This is a genomic window from Cellulomonas phragmiteti (genome assembly GCF_016862775.1).
Taxonomy (GTDB): domain Bacteria; phylum Actinomycetota; class Actinomycetes; order Actinomycetales; family Cellulomonadaceae; genus Cellulomonas; species Cellulomonas phragmiteti.
Genome location: NZ_BONP01000018.1, coordinates 39474 through 58663, shown reverse-complemented (window position 1 = coordinate 58663; position 19190 = coordinate 39474). Strand labels below are relative to the sequence as shown.

At 75.4% G+C, this 19190-nt stretch carries 19 protein-coding genes; 7 read left to right on the top strand and 12 right to left on the bottom strand.

Annotated elements, in window-relative coordinates:
- The first annotated feature begins 138 nt into the window (after positions 1–138).
- Positions 139–789: a potassium channel family protein gene (locus tag Cph01nite_RS14070; protein WP_203675267.1), complete on the top strand. Its 651-nt coding sequence runs from the start codon at positions 139–141 to the stop codon at positions 787–789.
- On the top strand, positions 786–1460 hold the full coding sequence (locus Cph01nite_RS14065; protein WP_203675227.1) for a potassium channel family protein: 675 nt from the start codon (positions 786–788) through the stop codon (positions 1458–1460). The genes Cph01nite_RS14070 and Cph01nite_RS14065 overlap by 4 nt, the downstream gene beginning before the upstream one ends.
- On the opposite strand, the gene Cph01nite_RS14060 is transcribed toward Cph01nite_RS14065, so the two are convergent.
- From Cph01nite_RS14060 to dut, 4 genes are all read right to left on the bottom strand, one after another.
- Positions 1393–2175 carry a DUF3159 domain-containing protein gene (locus tag Cph01nite_RS14060; RefSeq protein WP_203675225.1) on the bottom strand — a complete coding sequence of 261 codons (783 nt, stop codon included), beginning with the start codon at positions 2173–2175 and terminating at the stop codon, positions 1393–1395. The two genes, Cph01nite_RS14065 and Cph01nite_RS14060, sit on opposite strands and share 68 nt — an antisense overlap.
- 4 nt (positions 2176–2179) lie before the next feature.
- Positions 2180–2548 carry an OB-fold nucleic acid binding domain-containing protein gene (locus Cph01nite_RS14055; RefSeq protein ID WP_203675223.1) on the bottom strand — a complete coding sequence of 123 codons (369 nt, stop codon included), beginning with the start codon at positions 2546–2548 and terminating at the stop codon, positions 2180–2182.
- On the bottom strand, positions 2545–3267 hold the full coding sequence (locus tag Cph01nite_RS14050; RefSeq protein WP_239069270.1) for a DUF3710 domain-containing protein: 723 nt from the start codon (positions 3265–3267) through the stop codon (positions 2545–2547). The genes Cph01nite_RS14055 and Cph01nite_RS14050 overlap by 4 nt, the downstream gene beginning before the upstream one ends.
- A 115-nt stretch (positions 3268–3382) precedes the next feature.
- Positions 3383–3889: a dUTP diphosphatase gene (dut, locus tag Cph01nite_RS14045; protein ID WP_239069269.1), complete on the bottom strand. Its 507-nt coding sequence runs from the start codon at positions 3887–3889 to the stop codon at positions 3383–3385.
- A gap of 103 nt (positions 3890–3992) precedes the next feature.
- Here dut and Cph01nite_RS14040 point away from each other — a divergent pair, with 103 nt between their 5' ends.
- A complete protein-coding gene (locus Cph01nite_RS14040) occupies positions 3993–4526 on the top strand; it encodes a DUF3093 domain-containing protein (RefSeq protein WP_203675217.1) in 534 nt (177 codons plus the stop codon).
- Between the two features lie 49 nt (positions 4527–4575).
- Here Cph01nite_RS14040 and Cph01nite_RS14035 read toward each other — a convergent pair whose 3' ends face one another.
- The 3 genes from Cph01nite_RS14035 to Cph01nite_RS14025 form a co-directional block, all read right to left on the bottom strand.
- Positions 4576–4875 (bottom strand): DUF4193 domain-containing protein, encoded by a 300-nt coding sequence (locus tag Cph01nite_RS14035; RefSeq protein ID WP_013116932.1) that lies wholly within the window; start codon positions 4873–4875, stop codon positions 4576–4578.
- Positions 4876–5094: 219 nt separating this feature from the next.
- On the bottom strand, positions 5095–5961 hold the full coding sequence (locus Cph01nite_RS14030) for an inositol monophosphatase family protein (protein ID WP_203675215.1): 867 nt from the start codon (positions 5959–5961) through the stop codon (positions 5095–5097).
- A 25-nt stretch (positions 5962–5986) separates the two neighbouring features.
- On the bottom strand, positions 5987–6571 hold the full coding sequence (locus Cph01nite_RS14025; RefSeq protein WP_239069271.1) for a trimeric intracellular cation channel family protein: 585 nt from the start codon (positions 6569–6571) through the stop codon (positions 5987–5989).
- A gap of 165 nt (positions 6572–6736) precedes the next feature.
- Between Cph01nite_RS14025 and sepH the strand changes: the two genes are divergently transcribed.
- Positions 6737–7834: a septation protein SepH gene (sepH, locus tag Cph01nite_RS14020; protein ID WP_203675212.1), complete on the top strand. Its 1098-nt coding sequence runs from the start codon at positions 6737–6739 to the stop codon at positions 7832–7834.
- Positions 7835–7841: 7 nt separating this feature from the next.
- On the opposite strand, the gene Cph01nite_RS14015 is transcribed toward sepH, so the two are convergent.
- From Cph01nite_RS14015 to Cph01nite_RS14000, 4 genes are all read right to left on the bottom strand, one after another.
- Entirely contained in the window at positions 7842–8513 is a 672-nt protein-coding gene (locus tag Cph01nite_RS14015) for a thymidine kinase (protein WP_203675211.1), read from the bottom strand.
- 34 nt (positions 8514–8547) lie between these two features.
- Positions 8548–9729 carry an alkaline phosphatase family protein gene (locus Cph01nite_RS14010; RefSeq protein ID WP_203675210.1) on the bottom strand — a complete coding sequence of 394 codons (1182 nt, stop codon included), beginning with the start codon at positions 9727–9729 and terminating at the stop codon, positions 8548–8550.
- The gene (locus Cph01nite_RS14005; RefSeq protein WP_203675209.1) at positions 9726–10298 is read right to left on the bottom strand and encodes a DUF5998 family protein; all 573 of its coding nucleotides are present in this window, start codon (positions 10296–10298) and stop codon (positions 9726–9728) included. Before Cph01nite_RS14005 ends, Cph01nite_RS14010 begins: the two co-directional genes overlap by 4 nt.
- 77 nt (positions 10299–10375) lie before the next feature.
- Positions 10376–13162: a GNAT family N-acetyltransferase gene (locus Cph01nite_RS14000; protein WP_203675208.1), complete on the bottom strand. Its 2787-nt coding sequence runs from the start codon at positions 13160–13162 to the stop codon at positions 10376–10378.
- Positions 13163–13286: 124 nt separating this feature from the next.
- Here Cph01nite_RS14000 and Cph01nite_RS13995 point away from each other — a divergent pair, with 124 nt between their 5' ends.
- Positions 13287–15764, top strand: a complete 2478-nt coding sequence (locus Cph01nite_RS13995) for a DNA gyrase/topoisomerase IV subunit A (RefSeq protein ID WP_203675207.1) — start codon at positions 13287–13289, stop codon at positions 15762–15764.
- 42 nt (positions 15765–15806) lie between these two features.
- Positions 15807–16565, top strand: coding sequence for an Rv1486c family protein (locus Cph01nite_RS13990; protein WP_203675206.1), 759 nt, complete (start codon positions 15807–15809; stop codon positions 16563–16565).
- 32 nt (positions 16566–16597) lie between these two features.
- Here Cph01nite_RS13990 and glgA read toward each other — a convergent pair whose 3' ends face one another.
- On the bottom strand, positions 16598–17824 hold the full coding sequence (glgA, locus tag Cph01nite_RS13985) for a glycogen synthase (protein WP_203675204.1): 1227 nt from the start codon (positions 17822–17824) through the stop codon (positions 16598–16600).
- Between the two features lie 107 nt (positions 17825–17931).
- Between glgA and Cph01nite_RS13980 the strand changes: the two genes are divergently transcribed.
- Positions 17932–19173, top strand: coding sequence for a glucose-1-phosphate adenylyltransferase (locus Cph01nite_RS13980; RefSeq protein ID WP_203675202.1), 1242 nt, complete (start codon positions 17932–17934; stop codon positions 19171–19173).
- Positions 19174–19190: the final 17 nt, after the last annotated feature.

Here is a 19190-nt window from a genome sequence, read left to right as displayed (position 1 = left end):
ATCGTATGCCCGCCCGGGCACCCCCGGTACACCACGGCCACGATGTCCCACGTCCGGCACGCCCCGCACGTCCCGCACGCCCGCGCTGCACGCGCGGCCCGTCGGGGTATAGCGTGACCGGCTGTGCACTTCGTCATCATGGGATGCGGACGTGTCGGGGCCACCCTGGCGCAGTCCCTGGAGTCCCGGGGCCACTCCGTCGCGGTCATCGACCAGAACCCCGACGCGTTCCGTCGGCTCGAGGCCGGGTTCTCCGGCAACAAGGTCACCGGGCTCGGGTTCGACCGCGACACGCTGCGGACGGCCGGCATCGACGACACCTACGCGTTCGCCGCCGTCTCGGACGGCGACAACTCGAACATCCTGGCGGCGCGTGTCGTGCGCGAGACGTTCGGCGTCGAGAACGTCGTGGCCCGGATCTACGACCCGCACCGTGCCGAGATCTACCAGCGGCTCGGGATCCCCACCGTGGCGACGGTGCGGTGGACGGCCGACCAGGTGCTGCGACGCATGCTCCCCATGGGCATGACCGACGAGTACCGCGACGCGTCGGGGCGGATCCAGCTCGCGCAGGTCGACATCCACCCCGCCTGGGCCGGCCGCCCGCTGCGTGCGCTCGAGGACGTCAGCGGCGCGCGCGTCGCGTACGTCACCCGCTACGGCGACGGCCTGCTGCCGACGCCCGGTTCCGTCCTGCAGGAGAACGACACCGTGCACATGCTCCTGCGCGTCGACGACGCGCCGGCCGTGGAACGCGTCCTGACCGCACCCCCGGCGGTGGACGCATGAGGGTCGTCATCGCCGGCGCGGGCTCCGTGGGCCGGTCCATCGCGCGCGAGCTGCTCGCCCACGACCACGAGGTCACCCTGGTCGACCGCCAGCCGTCCGCGATGCGTGTCGCGCAGGTGGCCGACGCCGACTGGCTGCTGGCCGACGCCTGCGAGCTCCCGACGCTGCGCGAGGTGCGCGCCGACGAGTGCGACGTGATGGTCGCGGCCACCGGCGACGACAAGGCCAACCTGGTGATCTCGCTGCTGGCCAAGACCGAGTTCGGCGTGCCGCGCACCGTCGCGCGCGTCAACAACCCGAAGAACGAGTGGATGTTCGACGCCGCGTGGGGCGTCGACGTCGCCGTCTCCACGCCGCGGATCATGACGGCGATGGTCGAGGAGGCGGTGGCCGTCGGCGACCTCGTGCGGATCTTCACGTTCCACCAGTCGAAGGCGGACATCCTCGAGCTCACGCTGCCCGAGGACTCCCCCCTGGCGGGGGTGCGGATCGGTCAGATCGCGTGGCCGACGGACACCGTCCTGGCCTGCATCGTGCGGGACGCACGGCCGCTCGCCCCCAGCCCCGACGACACGCTGGAGGGCCGCGACGAGCTGCTCTTCGTCACCGGTCGTGAGGTGGACGAGAAGGCGCTCGAGCGTCTGCTGACCCGCGGACCAGCATCCAGCTGAGCCACAGCGCCACGGCCGTCAGCGGCAGTCCCATCGCGAGCTTCGCGGTGCCCAGCCACACGACCTCACCGGCGAGGAACAGCGGCAGCTGCACGAGCAGCCGCAGCCCGAACATGGCGACCCAGGGCCACGTCGCCAGCGAGTAGCGGCGACGCAGCACCGGGTCGTGCCGCCACTCGACGGCGGCCGACCAGGGACCCCCACCGAGCGGCCCGCGGTTGCTGAACATCCCCATCACGAGCCCGACCAGCGGCCACCCCGCGAGGATGGACACGAGCGTCCCGACGAAGTAGGTCACGTTGACGAGCAGGCCGTACGCGAAGTAGTCGCTCGCGTCACCGGTCCGCCACGCCCAGACCACGCCGATGCCGACGCCGAGCACCCCGGAGAACGCCTGCGTGACGGGCGTGCGCTGGACCAGACGCGCGACGACCGCGAGCACCGCGGCCGCGGACGCGGCGATCAGCGCAGGTCGCAGCTGCTGGCCCGTCGCGATGTACACGACGACGAACAGCAGCCCCGGCGCCACCGCCTCGACGATGCCGCGCACCCCGCCGACGGCGTCCGCGGCCGAGAACTCGTCGGCCGTCAGGGACCGCAGACCCCGGGCGCCCCCCTCCTCGGGCGGGACCACGTCGTCGACCGTGCCGACGACGTCGTGGGCGTGCTCGTCGTCGCCGGGCACGGCGTCGCGGTCGCGGCTCGTCTCGTCCATCGACTCACTCCCCTGGCCGGGCGCGCAGCTCGTAGCGCGGGTTGAAGACGGTGCGCCGACCGTCGACTTGGCACACCATGCCGTCGACCTTGAGGCGGCGGCCGGGCTCGATCCCCGCGATGCTCCGCCGTCCCAGCCAGACCAGGTCGAGGGCGCCCGAGCCGTCGTACAGCTCCGCCTCGATGGCCGGCACGCCGTCGCGCGGCCGGAGGGTGACCGACCGCAGCACACCGGAGACGCTCGCCCGCTCGCGGTGGGGCAGGGCGTCGACCGGGCAGCAGCCGGGCACCCGCAACGCGTCGGCGCGCTCCTCGTCGGCCTCGATCTCGGCCTGCGAGGCGAGGGCCTTGCGCACCCTGTCGGTGAACGTCATCCGATCTCCGTGATCTCCGGGCCGCGGGCGGGCGGCGCGAACCGCGGCTGCTCCGCCGGTGCTGTCGGCGGGGTCGCCCCGCCGGGCAGCTGCAGCGGGAGCAGGTCGCGCGGGGGCCGTGCGTCCGTGCCCCGCACGACGACGACCTGGCTGAACAGGTTCTCCAACGTGCCCGCCGCGTCGGGCTCCACCGCCGCGCGGCCCGTGAGCACGCCGCGCAGGAACCAGCGGGGACCGTCGCTGCCGATGAACCGCGCGGGGCGGTGCCCGGTGCGACCCTCCGGCGTGCGGACGGGCAGCCGGGCGAGCAGCTCGCGGCCGAACGGGCCGGGCAGGTCGTCGACGGTGCCGCCCTGCTGCGTGATCGACGCGGCGATCTCCTCGCGGATCTCGTCCCAGATGCCCTCGCTGCGCGGCGCGGCGAACGCCTGCAGCTGCAGGGACGAGCCCTCCAGGAGGACGGCCACGGCCGAGACGACGTTGGTGGCCTTGTCGACCTCGAGGCGCACCTCCATGCCCTCGACGGGCGGCAGGAGGATGGCGCCGAGGTCGACGCGGGGTGCCGCGGGGAAGATCGCCTCGGCGTCCCAGGGGCCCCGGGCGTCGACGTCGGCGGCCTCGTCCTCGGCCGGCGTGTCGACGACCGCCTCGACCTGCGGGACGTCGGCCGGTGCGTCGGCCGCGCCGCCCTCCTTCGGGCCACGACGGAACAGACCCACGTTCATTTCCTCCGACCGGCGCTCGCACGCCCTCGTCCTGCACCAAGGTCCTCACGACCCTCAACGACGGTCATGACGACAGTAGTTCCGTCCCCGGCCGGCGGCCGGGTGACGGTCACGCCGTGGACGCCCCGACGGCGGCCGTCCAGCCGCCGCTGGACCCGAACCCGCCCTCGCCCCGCACCGAGTCCGGCAGCACGTCGACCTCGACGAAGCGCACGTGCTCGACGCGCTGGACCACGAGCTGGGCGATGCGGTCGCCCCGGTGCAGCACGATCGGCTGCTCGAGGTCCGTGTTGAGCAGCGTCACGGCGATCTCGCCCCGGTAGCCCGCGTCGACCGTCCCGGGCGCGTTGACGACCGTCAGGCCGTGCCGGGCCGCGAGGCCCGACCTCGGGTGGACGAACGCCGCGTACCCCGGCGGGAGCGCGATCGACACACCCGTGGGGACCGTCGCCCGCGCTCCGGGCGCCAGCGTCACGTCCTCGCGCGCGACGAGGTCGGCACCCGCGTCGCCCGGGTGCGCGTAGGCCGGTGCCGGCAGGTCCGGGTCGAGCCGGCGCAGCTGCACCTGGACGCCCGCGTCGGGGTGGTCCTGGCCGGGATGGCTGGTCGCTGTCACGGGGGCCGACCCTACCGCGCCGGGCGGCGCCCGGGGCACCCGCGGGCGGTGCCGGTACCCCGCCTCGCCCCACGGCGCGCCAGGGCGGTGAGATCCTGTGGGCATGACGACGACACCCGACCCCGCCACGTCCCCCGCGGCGCCGACGCCGTCGGCCGGCGTGACGGCCCGGCACCACGAGCGGCTGTGGCCCGGACCGCTGGGATGGGGCGGCGTGGTGGCGTTCGCCGCCGTGCTGGGCGCGGCGTTCGTGCCCGTCGACCTGGTGCTGTCGCTGGTCGTGGGCGTCGTGGCCCTGGTCGTCGGGCTGGTCGGGGCCGTCCTGACGACCCCGCGGGTGGACGTCGAGCACGGCGTGCTGCGCGCGGGGGCCGCACGCATCCCCGTCGACCTGCTCGCCGACCCCCGGGTCCTGGACCGTGCCGGGCTGCGCGCCGAGCTGGGCCCGGCGCTCGATGCCCGGGCGTACGCGTGCCTGCGCTCGTGGATCGGCACCGCCGTGCGCGTCGAGGTCCGTGACCCGCAGGACCCGACGCCCTACTGGATCGTGTCCACGCGACGGCCCGACGCGCTGGTCGCCGCGCTCGGCAGCGACCGCGCCGGGGGGACGACGACGGCCGGGCACCCCGAGGGGTGACCGGCCGGTCGGGCGGTCGGTGCGGGCCGCGGGCCGCGCACGGGAGGGATCAGGCCGCGCACTCCGAGCACACGGGCGAGCCCTCACGCTCGTAGGCGAGCTGGCTGCGGTGGTGCACCAGGAAGCACTTCGAGCACGTGAACTCGTCGGCCTGGCGGGGAAGGACGCGGACGGAGAGCTCCTCGCCGGACAGGTCGGCGCCGGGGAGCTCGAACCCCTCGGCGGCCTCCGTCTCGTCCTCGTCCACCACGCCCGAGTTCTTGTCGGAGCGCCGGGCCTGGAGCTCCTGGAGCGAGTCCTCGCTCAGGTCCTCCTCGGTCTTGCGCGGGGCGTCGTAGTCGGTTGCCATGTGAGAGCGTCACACTCCGTCTTCTGCAGCAGTGTCGTGGTACGCGGGATCAATGCGCCACGACAGCGTTTTGTTCCCCGCGCGGACGGATTGTGCATCACCGCGGGCGCGGATGCGAACACGGACACGTGCCCATGTCGCCGCACGTGACCGGCGACACCCCGCGCCACGGCGTCTGCGCAGGTCAGGGACCGGCGACCCGCGGGCGCGACGTCCGGTTCACCCGGCGTCGGCGCCCGGCGCGTCGGGGGCGTCGGCGGCTTGCTCCTCGAGCACCTCGACGAGCTCGGCGACGCGGTCGGCGGCACCCGCGACCGTCATCGCCGCGCCCGCCGCGGCTCCGCGCAGGCCCGTCACCACACCCCCCGCCTCGGTCACGACGAGCGCGCCCGCGGCGAGGTCCCACGGCTGCAGGCCGCGCTCGTAGTACAGGTCCAGCCGACCGCCGGCCACCTGGCACAGGTCGAGGGCGGCGGCCCCCATGCGACGGACGTCCCGCACCCGGGGCAGCAGCTCCGCCAGGACGCGCGCCTGCGATCGACGACGCTCGGCCACGTACCCGAACCCCGTGCCGACCAGGCAGCGGTCCAGCGACGGCGCGGCACCGAGCGTCAGCCGACGCCCGCCGAGGTGGGCGCCCAGCCCGCGGCCCGCGGTCCAGGTCTCCCCCGTGGCCGGCGCGTGGACGCAGCCCGCGAGCGCGGTCCAGGTCGCAGGGGTCGGCTCACCCACGACGGCAGCGACGCTCACGGCGTACGCGGGCAGGCCGTACAGGTAGTTGACGGTGCCGTCGATCGGGTCGACCACCCAGGTCACGCCGGACGTGCCGGGCCGGTGGCCGCCCTCCTCACCGAGGATGCCGTCGTCCGGCCGCAGGCGGGCCAGCATGCGACGCACGAGGTCCTCGCTGGCGAGGTCCATCGCGGTCACCACGTCGACGGCGCTGGACTTGGTCGAGGCGACGTCCACCGTCTCGGGTCGGCCGTCGTGGACCAGGCGGCCGGCGGCCAGGGCGACGTCCCGCGCGACGGCCACGAGGTCGGCCACGGGCGGGTGCGCGGGCACCGGATCGAGGGGGCTGCTCACGCCCCCATCCTGCCGCAGGGGACCGTCAGCGGCCGCCGCCCGGACCGCTGCCCCGCCACGGTCCGGGTGCGTTGAGCCGGAACCGCAGCGCGGCGACCCGCAGACCGAAGACGCCGGCGGCCACGGCGGACAGGCCGACGACGCCCGCCAGCTCGAGGTGCCACAGCAGCGCGGTCGCCAGGGCCCCGAGCAGCGCGGGCACGGCGTACAGCTGGCGGTGGTGCAGCACGACCGGCACCTCCCCGGTGAGCAGGTCGCGCAGCATGCCGCCGCCGACGCCGGTCAGCACGCCCACGACGACGGCCGCGAGCGGGGTCGCCCCGTACTCCAGGCCCTTGACGGTGCCGACGACGCTGAACAGCGCGAGCGCGCCGGCGTCGAGCACGACGATCATGCGGCGCGCCCGCTCGAGGCGCGGGTGCCCGAAGTACATGACGAGCCCGCCGACGAGCGCGGCGGCCATGAGGCGCCCGTCGCTGATGCCCACGGGCGGCACCGCACCGATGAGCACGTCGCGCAGCACGCCGCCGCCGAGGCCCGCCGCCCACGCGAGGACGAGGATGCCGAAGACGTCGAACTGCTTGCGCACGGCGGCGAGCGCGCCGGACATCGCTCCGACGACGACGCCCAGGACCTCGAGGACCTGGCCGACGGGCAGCTCGTTCAGCACGGCCCCATCCTGGCGCAGGAGCCGGACTGCGCGGCACACCGGCGCGGGTGCGCGCGTCCGGGGCCGAGAGGTGGCAGGCTCCCCCCTGGAGCCCGGGGAGGTCGTATGGGTGAGCTGGAGCTGGTCGGTCTGCACGAGGACGGCGAGCACCTCGTCGTGGTCGCGCCCGACGGACAGCGCTTCCGCCTGCGCATCGACGACCCGCTGCGGGCCGCCGTGCGGCGGGACCGCCCGCAGCTGGAGCAGCTGCGCGCCGAGCAGGCGAGCGCGCTGAGCCCGCGGGAGATCCAGTCGCGGATCCGGGCGGGCGCCACCGCCCAGGAGGTCGCCGACGCCGCCGGGGTCGCCGTCGAGGCCGTGCGTCGCTACGAGGGCCCGGTGCTCGCCGAGCGCGAGTACATCGCGGAGCAGGCCCGGGGCACGCGCGTCGGGCGCGACTCGGGCGCCCCGCTGCTCGGGGACCTGGTGACGGACCGTCTGGCGGCGCGCGGCGTCGACGTCGGCTCGCTGGCGTGGGACGCGGCGCGCGAGGGCGCCGGACCGTGGACGGTCCTGGCCCGGTTCGTCGTGGCCGACGAGCCGTCGCTCGCGCGGTGGACGTACGACCCGGTGCGCCGCACGGTCGTCGCGGACGAGGACGAGGCCCGCTGGCTCTCGGAGACCGAGCTCGACGAGCCCGTGTCCCGGCGTCACCTGGCGGCCGTGCGTGACGTCGTGTTCGACATCGACGCGGTGGGCGACGTGGCCGCCGAGGAGCCCGAGCCGACGCACGCCCTGCTCGACGAGCTGCGCACGCGGCGCGGGGTGCGCCAGCCGCTGGACCTCGAGGGCGACGACGAGGAGTTCGAGGGCTTCGGACCGCAGCACGCGTTCGACTTCGCGGGTGGCGGTGCCGCGCCCGCGGAGGGTCCGACGGGGGTGGACGAGGCGAGCGCGCCCGGTGCCCACCCGCGCGACGCGGACCCGGCACGCGAGGCGGTGGTGCTCACACCGCCGCGCGGCGAGCGCACGACTCCCCCGCGCTCCGAGCCCGCCCCGCGGCCCCCCGCCGCCCCGGCCGCGACGGACGACGCCGACGACGCCGGGACGGACGTCGCCGCGGGCGGCGACCCTCGGCCCGCGACCGCGGAGCGGCGACCCCGACGCACCCGCGCGAAGGTGCCGAGCTGGGACGAGATCGTCTTCGGCGCCAAGCCGGAGTGACGTCCGTTCAGCGACCCGGGCCGCTGCCGCTCGCGTCGTCGAACAGCAGGTCCTGCCCGGACGGTCCGGTCGCCCGGGCGATGCGCGCCGTCATGCGCCGGACGTGGTGCCGGCGGCACAGCACCTCGTAGGCCGCCTCCCCGGCGCCCGGACCCACGTCGCCGACGACCACCTGGTCGCCCTCGACGACCATGACCCCGTCGACGGTGCGCGCGTTGTGGGTCGCCCGCGAACCGCACCAGCACAGGGCACGCACCTGGAGCACCTCGACCCGGTCCGCCAGCTCGACGAGCCGTGCCGAACCCGGGAACAGCCGCGCGCGGAAGTCCGTGGTGATCCCGAACGCGAACACGTCGGCCGACAGCTCGTCGACGACGCGGGCGAGCTGCTCCACCTGGGCGGCGGTGTAGAACTGCGCCTCGTCCGCGACGAGGTAGTCCACGGGCCGGCCGCGCCGCCGCCGCGTCACGACCTCCGCCCAGAAGTCCGTGGCGTCGTCGACCTCGTCCGCGCGGCGCTGCAGGCCCAGGCGCGAGGAGATCGTCGCCGAGCCTGCCCGGTCCTGGCGCGTGAACAGCACACCGTCGCGCCCCCGCGCGGCGTGGTTGTGGTGCATCTGCAGCGCGAGGGTCGACTTGCCGCAGTCCATGGTCCCGGAGAAGAACACCAGCTCGGCCACGGCTCTCAGCCCTTCCCGCGCACGCGGCGCGTCCTCACGCGAGCACCAGCAGCGGCACGAGCATCTCGCGCGCCGTCAACGACCCGTGCACGCCGCGCAGGGCGATCGAGGCGGACGACTGCGTCCGGGAGTCGACGACCGTCGCGGCCCCGGTCATGGCCACGACCACGTCCCCGATCACCGGGGTCACGCGTGGCTCCACCGGCCCGAACCACCCCGCGTCGACCGCCTGCTCGCGCGTGCGCACGACGGCGTCCTCCCCCAGCGTGTCGCGCCAGCGCGCCGCCACGTCCTCGGGGTCGGCGCCCTGCTCGACGTGCAGGTGCAGCGCGCGCGGCTCGCCGCCGGTCGTCGCGACCTGCGCCCCCAGGGCGGGGTCGGTGCCGACGTCCCGACGACGTGCCGGGTCCACGTCGACCATGCCGTGGTCGGCCGTCACGACGAGCAGCGTGTCCCGGGGCAGCGAGCGCGCGAGCCGCCCGAGCTCGGCGTCCAGCTCGGCGAGGGCCTCGCCCCACTGCCACGAGCCCCAGCCGTGGTGGTGGCCGGTCTTGTCGACGTCGTGCCAGTACAGGTACGTGAGGCCGGGCTCGCGCAGGGCGCGCACGACGGTGTCCACCCGCTGCCCGAGCCCTTCCGCGGGCGCGTAGGTGGCGCCGCGCAGCGCCGCGCCCGTCAGCCCCGAGCCGTGGAACCGCGCCGGGCCGACGCTCGTGACCCGCACGCCCGCCGCGACGAGGTGCTCGAACACCGTCGGATGGGGCTGCCACTGCCCGGGCGGGGGCATCTCGGTCCACGACACGAGGTTGCCGAGCCGCCCGGTCGACGGCACGCGCACGGTGTACCCCAGCATGCCGGTGGCGCCCGGACCCCGACCCGTGCCGAACGCGGCCACCGCCGTCGCCGTGGTCGACGGGAAGGTGCTGAGCAGCGCCTGCGACGAGGCGAGCAACGAGCGCAGGAACGGCGCGTGCCCGCCCCGCTCCGCCAGGTTGAGGTGCCCGAGGCCGTCGACGAGCACGACGCACGCACGGCGCGCCGTCGGCAGCCCGAGCAGGGTGCGTGCGGCGGCGCCGTCCGGCACGTCGACGCCGAGCGCCGAGGCGACCGCCGGCAGGACGTGCGTGAGCGCGGGGACCCCGGCCCGGGGCACCAGCAGCTCCTCGGGCTCCGGGCCCGGCCCCGCGGCCGGGGGGCGGGTCGTGGGGGCGCTCACCGCTGCGTCGTCGCCGCCGAGAGGGTGCGACCGAACCGGACGGCCGCGCGCACGGCCTCGCGCCCCTCGGCCGCGGCGCTGACGCGCACGACCACGTCGTCGGGCGTGATCGACCCGGTCATGCCGTGGTCGGCGTCGCACTGCGGGTCACCGCAGCCCGCGGGCTCGAGCTCGACGCGCGAGACGGCGCCCCAGCCGATCGCGAGCGTCAGCTCGGAGGCGCCGTCGCCGGCGCGGTGCTGCTGCGGGTCGGTCACGACGTGCGTGAACGCGACGGACCGCAGCTCGCGCAGCGGGACCGCCTCGGTGGTCGCCTGCGCACTGGCCGACGGGTGCTCGGAGTCCGCGGGGTGGTCGTCGACGTGGGCGACGACCAGCCGGGTGGCCGTCAGCGCGAGCACCGTGACGTGCCGACGCACCTCGGTGCCGTCGAACGTGGTCTCGGGGTGGACGAGGTGCGCCACGGCGTCCTCGCCGGCCAGGGCGACCTCGAGGACCTCGCCCACGAGCTCGGGGTAGTACCCGGCACGGTGCAGGTCGTCGCGCAGCGGGGTGGAGAGTGCAGGCACCCGACCATCTTCCCATCCCCGCGCACGGTCGCGGTGCGACCGCGCCAGGCCGCGCCACGGGCGCCGGCCGGCGCTGCTCACGGTCGCGCCAGCCGGCGCGCCGCGTCGGCACGGTCGGCCGGTGCCACCGAGGCGTACGCCCCCAGCACGGCGAGCCCCTGCGGGGACACCACGACGGGGTTGAGCTCCAGGGAGCGCACGTCGGGCAGCGCGTCGGCCAGCACCGACACCCGCGCCACCAGGTCCTCCAGCGCGGCGACGTCGAGGGCGGGCAGGCCGCGGTAGCCGAACAGCCGGGGCGCGGCCCGCGGCGTGCGGACGAGGTCGGCCACGTCGACGTCCGTCAGCGGGGGCACGCCGTACGCCACGTCGCCCAGCAGGTCCGAGGCGTCGCCCGCGACGCCGAGGCTGATGACCGGACCGAACAGCGGGTCCTCGACCGACCGCACGACGCACGCGACCCCGTGCGGCGCCATCGCCTGGACCTCGAGCGGCGGGACGTCCTCACCGGGGTCGTGGTCGCCCGCGAGCGCCAGGATCCCGGCCACGTCGGCGCGCAGCTCGACCTCGTCGGCGACGTCGAGCCGTACCCCGCCGAGGTCGGCGCGGTGGCGCAGCGCGGGCACGGTGGTCTTGACGGCCACGGGCCACCCGAGGCGGTCGGCGGCGGCGACGGCCTCGTCGGCGTCGTGGACGCGGACCGAGGGCCAGACGTGGATGCCGGCTGCCGTCAGCAGCTCCGCCGTCTGCGTGGGGTCGAGCGCGAGCGGGGCGCCGTCGGTCGCCCCCGACGCGGCCAGCAGACCGGCGACGAGGCGGCCCGCGGCGCGGGTGTCGACGCCGTCAGGGTGCACGGGCACGCCACGGTCGGCGGCGCGCCAGGCCGCGTAGCGGGCGGCGTGGCCCAGGGCGAGGGCCGCGTCCTCGGGTGCGGCGTAGGCGGGCACGGTCCGTGCCCTGCCCTGCGGGTCGTCGGCCGTGAGCTGGGCGGTGATGCCGTGCAGGTCGTACATGCACGTCACGGTCGTGCGTCCCGTCCGGGCCGCGGCACGGGCCACCTCGCCCGGGAGCACGGCGTCCTCGACGCCGAGCGTCGGGATGCGGACCACGACGACGACGTCGACCTCGGGATCGGTGTAGACGCGCTCGACCGCCGCCTGCACCTGCGCGGGGCTGGCGTCCTCCGCGAGCAGCTCGACGCGCCCGGTCATGACGAGCCCGGCGGCGGCGGCGGCCTCCGCGACGAGCGCCGCGACGCCGGTGGAGCTGGCGAGGACCGCGGTGCGCCGGCCCGCGGGCAGCGGCTGGTGCGCGAGCACCTGGACGACGTCGAGCATCTGGTGGACGTTCTCGACCCGGACCACGCCGGACTGGCGCAGCACCTCCTCGAGGGTGCGGCGCGGGGCGCGCGTGGGGCGGACCGCGTGCCCCGGTGGCACGACGTGCCCGGAGCGGCCGGCGGTGAGCACGACCACCGGCTTGTGCGCCGCGAGGCGCCGCGCGACCCGGGAGAACTTGCGCGGGTTGCCGATGGACTCCAGGTAGAGCGCGACGACGTCGGTGTCGTCGTCCTCGCCCCAGAACTGCATGAGGTCGTTGCCGGACACGTCGGCACGGTGCCCGGCCGAGACCAGCTGCGCCAGCCCGAGCCCGCGGCGCTCCACGGCGGCCAGCAGCGTGACGGCCAGCGGTGCCGACTGGCAGAAGAGCCCGAGGCGGCCGGCGCGTGGCGGGCGGTCGACGAGCGACGCGTCGAGCGTCGTGCCGTCGTGGGTCGCCAGCAGCCCGAACGACGACGGCCCGACGACGCGCATGCCCGCGCCGTGCGCGACGCCCAGCAGCAGCCGCTGCCGGGCGAGGCCCTCCGGCCCCGCCTCCGCGAAGCCGCCCGACAGCAGGACCAGGCCGCGCACGCCCAGGGCACCGAGGCGGCGCGCGGCGTCGAGCACGTGGGTGGCGGGCAGGGCGACGACGGCGAGCTCCACCGGACCCGGCACGTCGTCGATGCGCAGGTGGTGGTGGACGCCGGTGTCGTCGAGACCGGCGCCGTCGCCGACACCCACGGTGTGCACCGTGAGCCGCCCCGAGCGCACCTCGGGCACCAGGCCCGCCAGGACGCGGGCGGCCTGGCGCGCCGGCAAGGAGGCCTCGGCGGCGTCCGCGGTGCCGGGTCCCACCACCACGACCGACCGGGCCCACAGCAGCGCCCGCATCGACCGGGCCTCGGCCCGGTGCTCGCGGTCGGCGGCCACGGCCAGCGACCGGTCCGTCGGGTCGATGTCGAAGCCGACCTGCACGACGCCGTCCTCCGTGCGCTGCCGCACCGCGTAGCCGGCGTCCTTGAACACCGCGAGCATGCGCCCGTTCTGCGGCAGCACCTCCGCGACGAACCGCCGCACGCCGCGCTCGCGCGCCGCCGCGGCGAGGTGCTCCAGGAGCACCGAGCCCAGCCCCTTGCCCTGATGGGCGTCGGAGATGTTGAACGCGACCTCGGCGGTCTCGGGCTCGACCAGGTCGTAGCGTGCGACGCCGAGGATGCGCTCGGGCGTCCCCGCCTCGGGCGAGCCGCTGACCGCGACGAGCGCCACGCGGGTGACGTGGTCGACGGTGACGAGCCGCTCGAGGTCGCGGTCCGGGAGTCGCTCGAGGGACGCGAAGAACCTCAGGTACGTCGACCGCTCCGACTGCGCGACGTGGAAGGCCTGCAGCGCGTCGGCGTCGTCGGGGCGGATGGGGCGCAGGCGCGTCGTCGAGCCGTCCGTCAGCACGACGTCGGCCTCCCAGCCCGCCGGGTAGGGTGCGCCGACGGACCCGGTCGCGGTCGCCGGGCCGGGGTGCCCGCCTGCGGGGACGACGTCGGCCATACCGCCAGGCTAGCGGCGCGGCTGCACCGGCGGCGGCCCGGACCCGGGGACAATGGTCGCCGCGCGACCCCGCGCCGACCGTCCGCCACCGAGCCACCGCAGCACCCGAGGAGCACACCAGCCCATGGCGCGTCGCCCCGCCAGCCCCGACCTGCCGCCCGAGGACCTCGTCGAGCGGATCGTCGACGTCGACGTCACGACGGAGATGGAGGGCTCGTTCCTCGAGTACGCGTACTCGGTCATCTACTCGCGCGCCCTGCCGGACGCGCGCGACGGCCTCAAGCCCGTGCAGCGCCGGATCATCTACCAGATGGCCGACATGGGGCTGCGTCCGGAGCGCCCGTACGTCAAGTCGGCGCGCGTCGTCGGCGAGGTCATGGGCAAGCTGCACCCGCACGGGGACTCCGCGATCTACGACGCGATGGTGCGCCTGGCGCAGCCGTTCTCGCTGCGCCTGCCGCTGGTCGACGGGCACGGCAACTTCGGGTCGCTCGACGACGGCCCGGCGGCGTCCCGGTACACCGAGGCGCGCATGGCACCCGCGGCCGTCGCGATGACGCAGGGGCTCGACGAGGACGTCGTCGACTTCGTCCCCAACTACGACAACAAGCTCAAGCAGCCGTCCGTGCTGCCCGCCGCGATCCCGAACCTCCTGGTCAACGGCGCGACGGGCATCGCCGTCGGCATGGCGACCAACATGGCGCCGCACAACCTCGTCGAGGTCGTCGCGGCCGCCCGCCACCTCGTGCGGCACCCCGACGCGACGCTCGAGGACCTCATGCGGTTCGTCCCCGGGCCGGACCTGCCGACGGGCGGCAAGATCGTCGGCCTCGACGGGGTGCGCGACGCGTACCGGACGGGCCGCGGCGCGTTCCGCACGCGCGCGACCGCGCGGGTCGAGAACGTCACGCCGAAGCGCAAGGGCATCGTCATCACCGAGCTGCCGTACACGGTCGGCCCGGAGAAGGTCATCGAGAAGATCAAGGAGGGCGTGCAGTCCAAGAAGCTCTCCGGCATCGCCGACGCGGTCGACCTCACCGACCGCGCGCACGGCCTGCGGCTCGTCATCGAGGTCAAGACGGGCTTCCACCCCGAGGCGGTCCTCGAGCAGCTCTACCGGCACACCCCGCTGGAGGACTCGTTCTCCATCAACAACGTCGCCCTCGTCGAGGGGCAGCCGCGCACGCTGGGGCTGGTCGAGCTGCTGCGGGTGTGGGTCGAGCACCGGCTCGAGGTCGTGCGACGGCGGACCACGTACCGGCTGACGAAGCGCCAGGAGCGGCTGCACCTGGTCGAGGGCCTGCTCATCGCGATCCTCGACATCGACGAGGTCATCCAGGTCATCCGCGCGTCGGACGACGCCGACGCGGCACGGACCCGGCTGCGGACGGTCTTCGACCTGTCCGAGCCGCAGGCGGAGTACATCCTCGAGCTGCGGCTGCGCCGGCTGACCCGGTTCTCGCGGATCGAGCTCGAGCGCGAGCGCGACGAGCTCATCGACGAGATCGCCCGGCTGCAGGCGATCCTCGCGGACGACGGGCTGCTGCGCACCGTGACGTCGGACGAGATGGCCGAGGTGGCGGCGACGTACGGCACGCCGCGCCGGACCGTGCTGCTCGAGCACGCGGGCGGCACGGGAGTGGCCGGGGCGGCGGGAGCGCCGACGTCCGCCAAGGCCGGCGCCCCCCTGGAGATCCCCGACACGCCGTGCTGGGCGCTGCTCTCGGCCACCGGTCTGGTGGCCCGCACCGCGGAGGACGTCGCGCCGGTGCGCGGCGACGGGGCGACCCGCAGCCGGCACGACGTGGTCGCCTCCGCCGTGGCCACCACGGCCCGGGCGGACGTCGGGGCGCTGACGTCGCGCGGGCGCGTCGTGCGGTTCTCGGTCCTGGAGCTGCCGGCGCTGCCCCCGACGGACGGTCCCCCGTCCCTGTCGGGCGGGCTGCCGGTCGGCGAGGCCGTCACGCTCGAGAAGGACGAGCGCGTCGTCGCGCTCGTCCCGCTCGGCGAGGACGCCCCCCCGCTCGCGCTGGCCACGGCGCAGGGCGTGGTCAAGCGGGTCACGCCGGGCGACGCCCCGGCCAACCGCGACTCCTGGGAGGCCATCACGCTCAAGGACGGCGACGAGGTCGTGGGAGCCTGTCCGGCGTCCGAGGACGACGAGCTCGTGCTGGTCTCGTCGGACTCCTCGTTGCTGCACTTCCCCGGCAGCCAGGTGCGCCCGCAGGGTCGGGCGGCCGGCGGCATGGCCGGCATCAAGCTGGCGGCGGGCGCACGCGTCGTGGCGTTCGGTGTCGTGCGGCCCGGTGACGACGCCGTCGTCGTGACGGTCTCCGGGTCGTCGTCCGCGCTCCCCGGGACGCAGACGGGCGCCGCCAAGGTCACGCCGTTCGCGACGTACCCGGGCAAGGGCCGCGCGACCGGCGGCGTGCGCTCGCACCGGTTCCTCAAGGGCGAGGACGCGCTGATCCTCGCCTACGTCGGACCGGCACCGGCCCGGGCCACGGGCTCGGGCGGGCAGCCCGTCGACCTGCCGCCCGTCGACGAGCGCCGCGACGGCTCGGGAGCGCCGCTGGCGGCGCCGGTGCACGCGATCGGCTGACACCTGCCCCGCACCGGCCACCCCACCACCTACCGTGGTGGGGTGGCCGCTGCACTCGACCTGCCCCGCTCCGTCCTGCTCGCCCTGTGGCTCGCCTCGTCCGCCGGGCCCGACGCCGCGGTGACCGCCGTGCAGGCCGACGACGAGCCGCACACCGTCGAGGCGGACGGCGAGTCGTTGCCGATGCGCGACTGGGTCCGGTGGTTCGCCGGCCCGGTCGACGAGGTCGCCGTGGTCCTGCCGGTGCCCGGCGAGCCCGTCGCCGCGCCGCCGGGCGTCTCGGGCGCGGCGGTCGATGCGGGCGAGTGCGTGCTGCTGCGCGCAGGGGAGCGGATCGTCGCGGCGGTCCCGCAGGTCGAGCGCTTCGGGTCGGACCTCGAGCCGGGGCACCTCGTGACGTGGCGGGCCACGACGGTGCCGGACTGGCGAACCGCCGTGTGGGCGCAGGTCGGGTCGCTGGAGGACGCCGAGCGCGCCCTGCGGCACGGCTTGCTGACCGCGACCGAGGCACTGGTCTCGCTCGGCGTCGAGCGGTGGCGGCCCGACGCGGCCGACGACATCGCGGGCGTCCGCGACGGCGCCCTGCCCGAGCGTCGGATCCCGCCGGGGGTCGAGCCCCAGCGGCTGCGGGTGCTGTCGAGCGCGGCGCGGCTGCGTGGCATCGTCGCTCTCGCCGCGCACGACGACGGCGGAGCGGTCAACACGTGGCAGGCGGACCAGCGCGCGACCGCGCTGCGGGAGGTCGACCGGGTGGCCCGCCGGGCGATGGCCGCGGCGGCGACGTCCTTGACGCCGCGCTGACGGCCGGCGTCGAGGACGCCGGCCGTCGTGCCTCAGCCGCCGAGGACGCCCCGGTAGACCTCGAGCGTGCGCTGCCCGACGGCGTGCCACGAGAAGTGGTCCTCGACGCGCCGGCGTGCGGCCGCGCCCCACCGGGCCGCGCGGTCCGTGTCCGCGACCGCGTCGGCGAGCGCCGTGCCGAGGTCCGCGACGAAGGTGTCCGGGTCCACGGGCGTCCCCGTGCCGTCCTGCACCTGGTCGATCGGCACGAGCACGCCCGTGACGCCGTCGTCGACGACCTCGGGGATCCCGCCGGTGGCGGTGCCGACGACGGGCAGGCCGACCGCCATGGCCTCGAGGTTGACGATGCCCAGCGGCTCGTAGACCGACGGGCACGCGAAGACGGTGCCGTGCGCCAGGACGGCGACGAGCTCGTCGCGCGGCAGCATCCGGTCGATCCACACGACCCCGGAGCGCCGCGTGCGCAGGTCCGCGACCAGCGTGTTCACCTCGGCGAGGATCTCGGGGGTGTCGGGCGCCCCGGCGCAGAGCACGACCTGCACGTCGGTGGGCAGCGCCTCGACCGCGCGCAGCAGGTACGGCAGGCCCTTCTGGCGCGTGATCCGCCCGACGAACACGACCGCCGGGCGGTCGGGGTCGATCCCCAGGTCCTGCACGACCGTGCGTGCCCGCGCCAGGCCCTCGTCGGACGCCGGCCGCTGCCAGCCGTCGAGGTCGATGCCGTTGTGGACGACGTGCACCTTCGCCGGGTCGACGGCCGGGTAGGACCGCAGGATGTCCGCCCGCATGCCGCCGCTCACCGCGATCACCGCGTCGGCGGCCTCGTACGCGGTGCGCTCGACCCACGACGACAGCGCGTACCCGCCACCGAGCTGCTCCGCCTTCCACGGCCGCAGGGGCTCGAGGCTGTGCGCCGTGAGCACGTGGGGCACGCCGTACAGGAGCGACGCGAGGTGCCCGGCGAGGTTCGCGTACCAGGTGTGCGAGTGCACCAGGTCGGTGCCGCCTTCGGCGGTGTCGCGCCCGATCCCGTCGACCACGGCCAGGTCGACGCCCATCGTCGCGAGCGCGGGGTTGGCGCCGGCCAGGCCGCCGGGCACCGCGTACCCGTGCGTGCCGGGCTCGGCGACCGGGTCGTCGAAGGCGTGCACCCGGACGTCGATCAGCTCGCGCAGGACGGCCGTCAGGCCCGCCACGTGGACGCCCGCACCCCCGTACACGTGCGGCGGGTACTCGCGGGTCAGCAGGTCGACGCGCACCGGTGCCTCCAGTCGTGACCGGCCCACCGCCGGTCGTCTGGCGACACGCTAGCGCCCGGACGCGCCTGCGCATGGCTGCGGGACGCGCGCGGGCCTAGGTTGGGTCCATGCCAGCGCCGCGTGTCCTTGCCATCGTCCTCGCCGGAGGGGAGGGCAAGCGGCTCATGCCGCTGACGGCGCACCGCGCCAAGCCCGCCGTCCCCTTCGGCGGCATCTACCGCCTCGTCGACTTCGCCCTGTCGAACGTCATCAACTCGCACTACCTGCACGTGATCGTGCTGACCCAGTACAAGTCCCACTCGCTGGACCGGCACGTCTCCAAGACGTGGCGCATGTCGGCGCTGCTGGGCAACTACGTCGCGGCCGTCCCCGCGCAGCAGCGCGTCGGCAAGCACTGGTACCTGGGCAGCGCGGACGCGATCTACCAGTGCCTCAACATCATCGACGACGAGCGTCCCGACATCGTCGTCGTGGTCGGCGCCGACCACGTGTACCGCATGGACTTCTCCCAGATGGTGGACGCGCACATCGAGTCCGGCGCCGAGCTGACGGTCGCCGGCATCCGGCAGCCCATCGACATGGCCGACCAGTTCGGGGTCATCGAGACGGTCCCGGGCGACCCCTCACGCATCGCGGCGTTCCGCGAGAAGCCCGTCGACCCGACACCGGTGCCCGGGTCGCCGCTGGAGATCCTCGCGTCGATGGGCAACTACGTGGCCGACGCGGACGCGCTGGTCCGCGCCGTGACGGTCGACGCCGAGGACGTGAACTCGCGGCACGACATGGGTGGCGACATCGTCCCGTGGTTCGTGGAGCGCGGCACCGCGGGCGTGTACGACTTCATCCGCAACGACGTCCCGGGATCGACGGACCGCGACCGCGACTACTGGCGCGACGTCGGGACGCTCGACTCGTACTTCGACGCCAACCAGGACCTCATCTCGATCGAGCCGGTGTTCAACCTCTACAACGACGAGTGGCCGTTGCACACCGGGTACACGGGCCTGGCCCCGGCCAAGTTCGTGCACGCGGGCGCGGGCCGCCTGGGTCACGCGGCCGACTCGATCGTCTCCCCCGGCGTCGTCGTCTCCGGTGCGACCGTCTCGGGGTCGATCCTGTCCCCCGGCATCCGGCTGCACTCGTGGGCGCAGGTGACGGACTCGGTCCTCATGGACGGCGTGCAGGTCGAGCGGTACGCGCAGATCCACCACGCGATCCTCGACAAGAACGTCATCGTCCCCGAGCGGGCGCGTGTCGGTCTGGACCACGAGCACGACCGCGCACGCGGGTTCACGGTCACGGACAGCGGCATCACCGTCGTCCCGAAGGGCACGATCATCACCGACTGACGACCGGGGGCCGGGCC

Coding starts and splice junctions, on each gene's coding strand:
- Cph01nite_RS14035 (WP_013116932.1), bottom strand. CDS start 4,875: ATGGCAACCGACTACGACGCCCCGCGCAAGACCGAGGAGGACCTGAGC.
- Cph01nite_RS13980 (WP_203675202.1), top strand. CDS start 17,932: ATGCCAGCGCCGCGTGTCCTTGCCATCGTCCTCGCCGGAGGGGAGGGC.
- Cph01nite_RS14060 (WP_203675225.1), bottom strand. CDS start 2,175: ATGGACGAGACGAGCCGCGACCGCGACGCCGTGCCCGGCGACGACGAG.
- Cph01nite_RS14055 (WP_203675223.1), bottom strand. CDS start 2,548: ATGACGTTCACCGACAGGGTGCGCAAGGCCCTCGCCTCGCAGGCCGAG.
- Cph01nite_RS14065 (WP_203675227.1), top strand. CDS start 786: ATGAGGGTCGTCATCGCCGGCGCGGGCTCCGTGGGCCGGTCCATCGCG.
- Cph01nite_RS14040 (WP_203675217.1), top strand. CDS start 3,993: ATGACGACGACACCCGACCCCGCCACGTCCCCCGCGGCGCCGACGCCG.
- Cph01nite_RS13995 (WP_203675207.1), top strand. CDS start 13,287: ATGGCGCGTCGCCCCGCCAGCCCCGACCTGCCGCCCGAGGACCTCGTC.
- Cph01nite_RS14000 (WP_203675208.1), bottom strand. CDS start 13,162: ATGGCCGACGTCGTCCCCGCAGGCGGGCACCCCGGCCCGGCGACCGCG.
- Cph01nite_RS14025 (WP_239069271.1), bottom strand. CDS start 6,571: ATGTCCGGCGCGCTCGCCGCCGTGCGCAAGCAGTTCGACGTCTTCGGC.
- sepH (WP_203675212.1), top strand. CDS start 6,737: ATGGGTGAGCTGGAGCTGGTCGGTCTGCACGAGGACGGCGAGCACCTC.
- Cph01nite_RS14070 (WP_203675267.1), top strand. CDS start 139: ATGGGATGCGGACGTGTCGGGGCCACCCTGGCGCAGTCCCTGGAGTCC.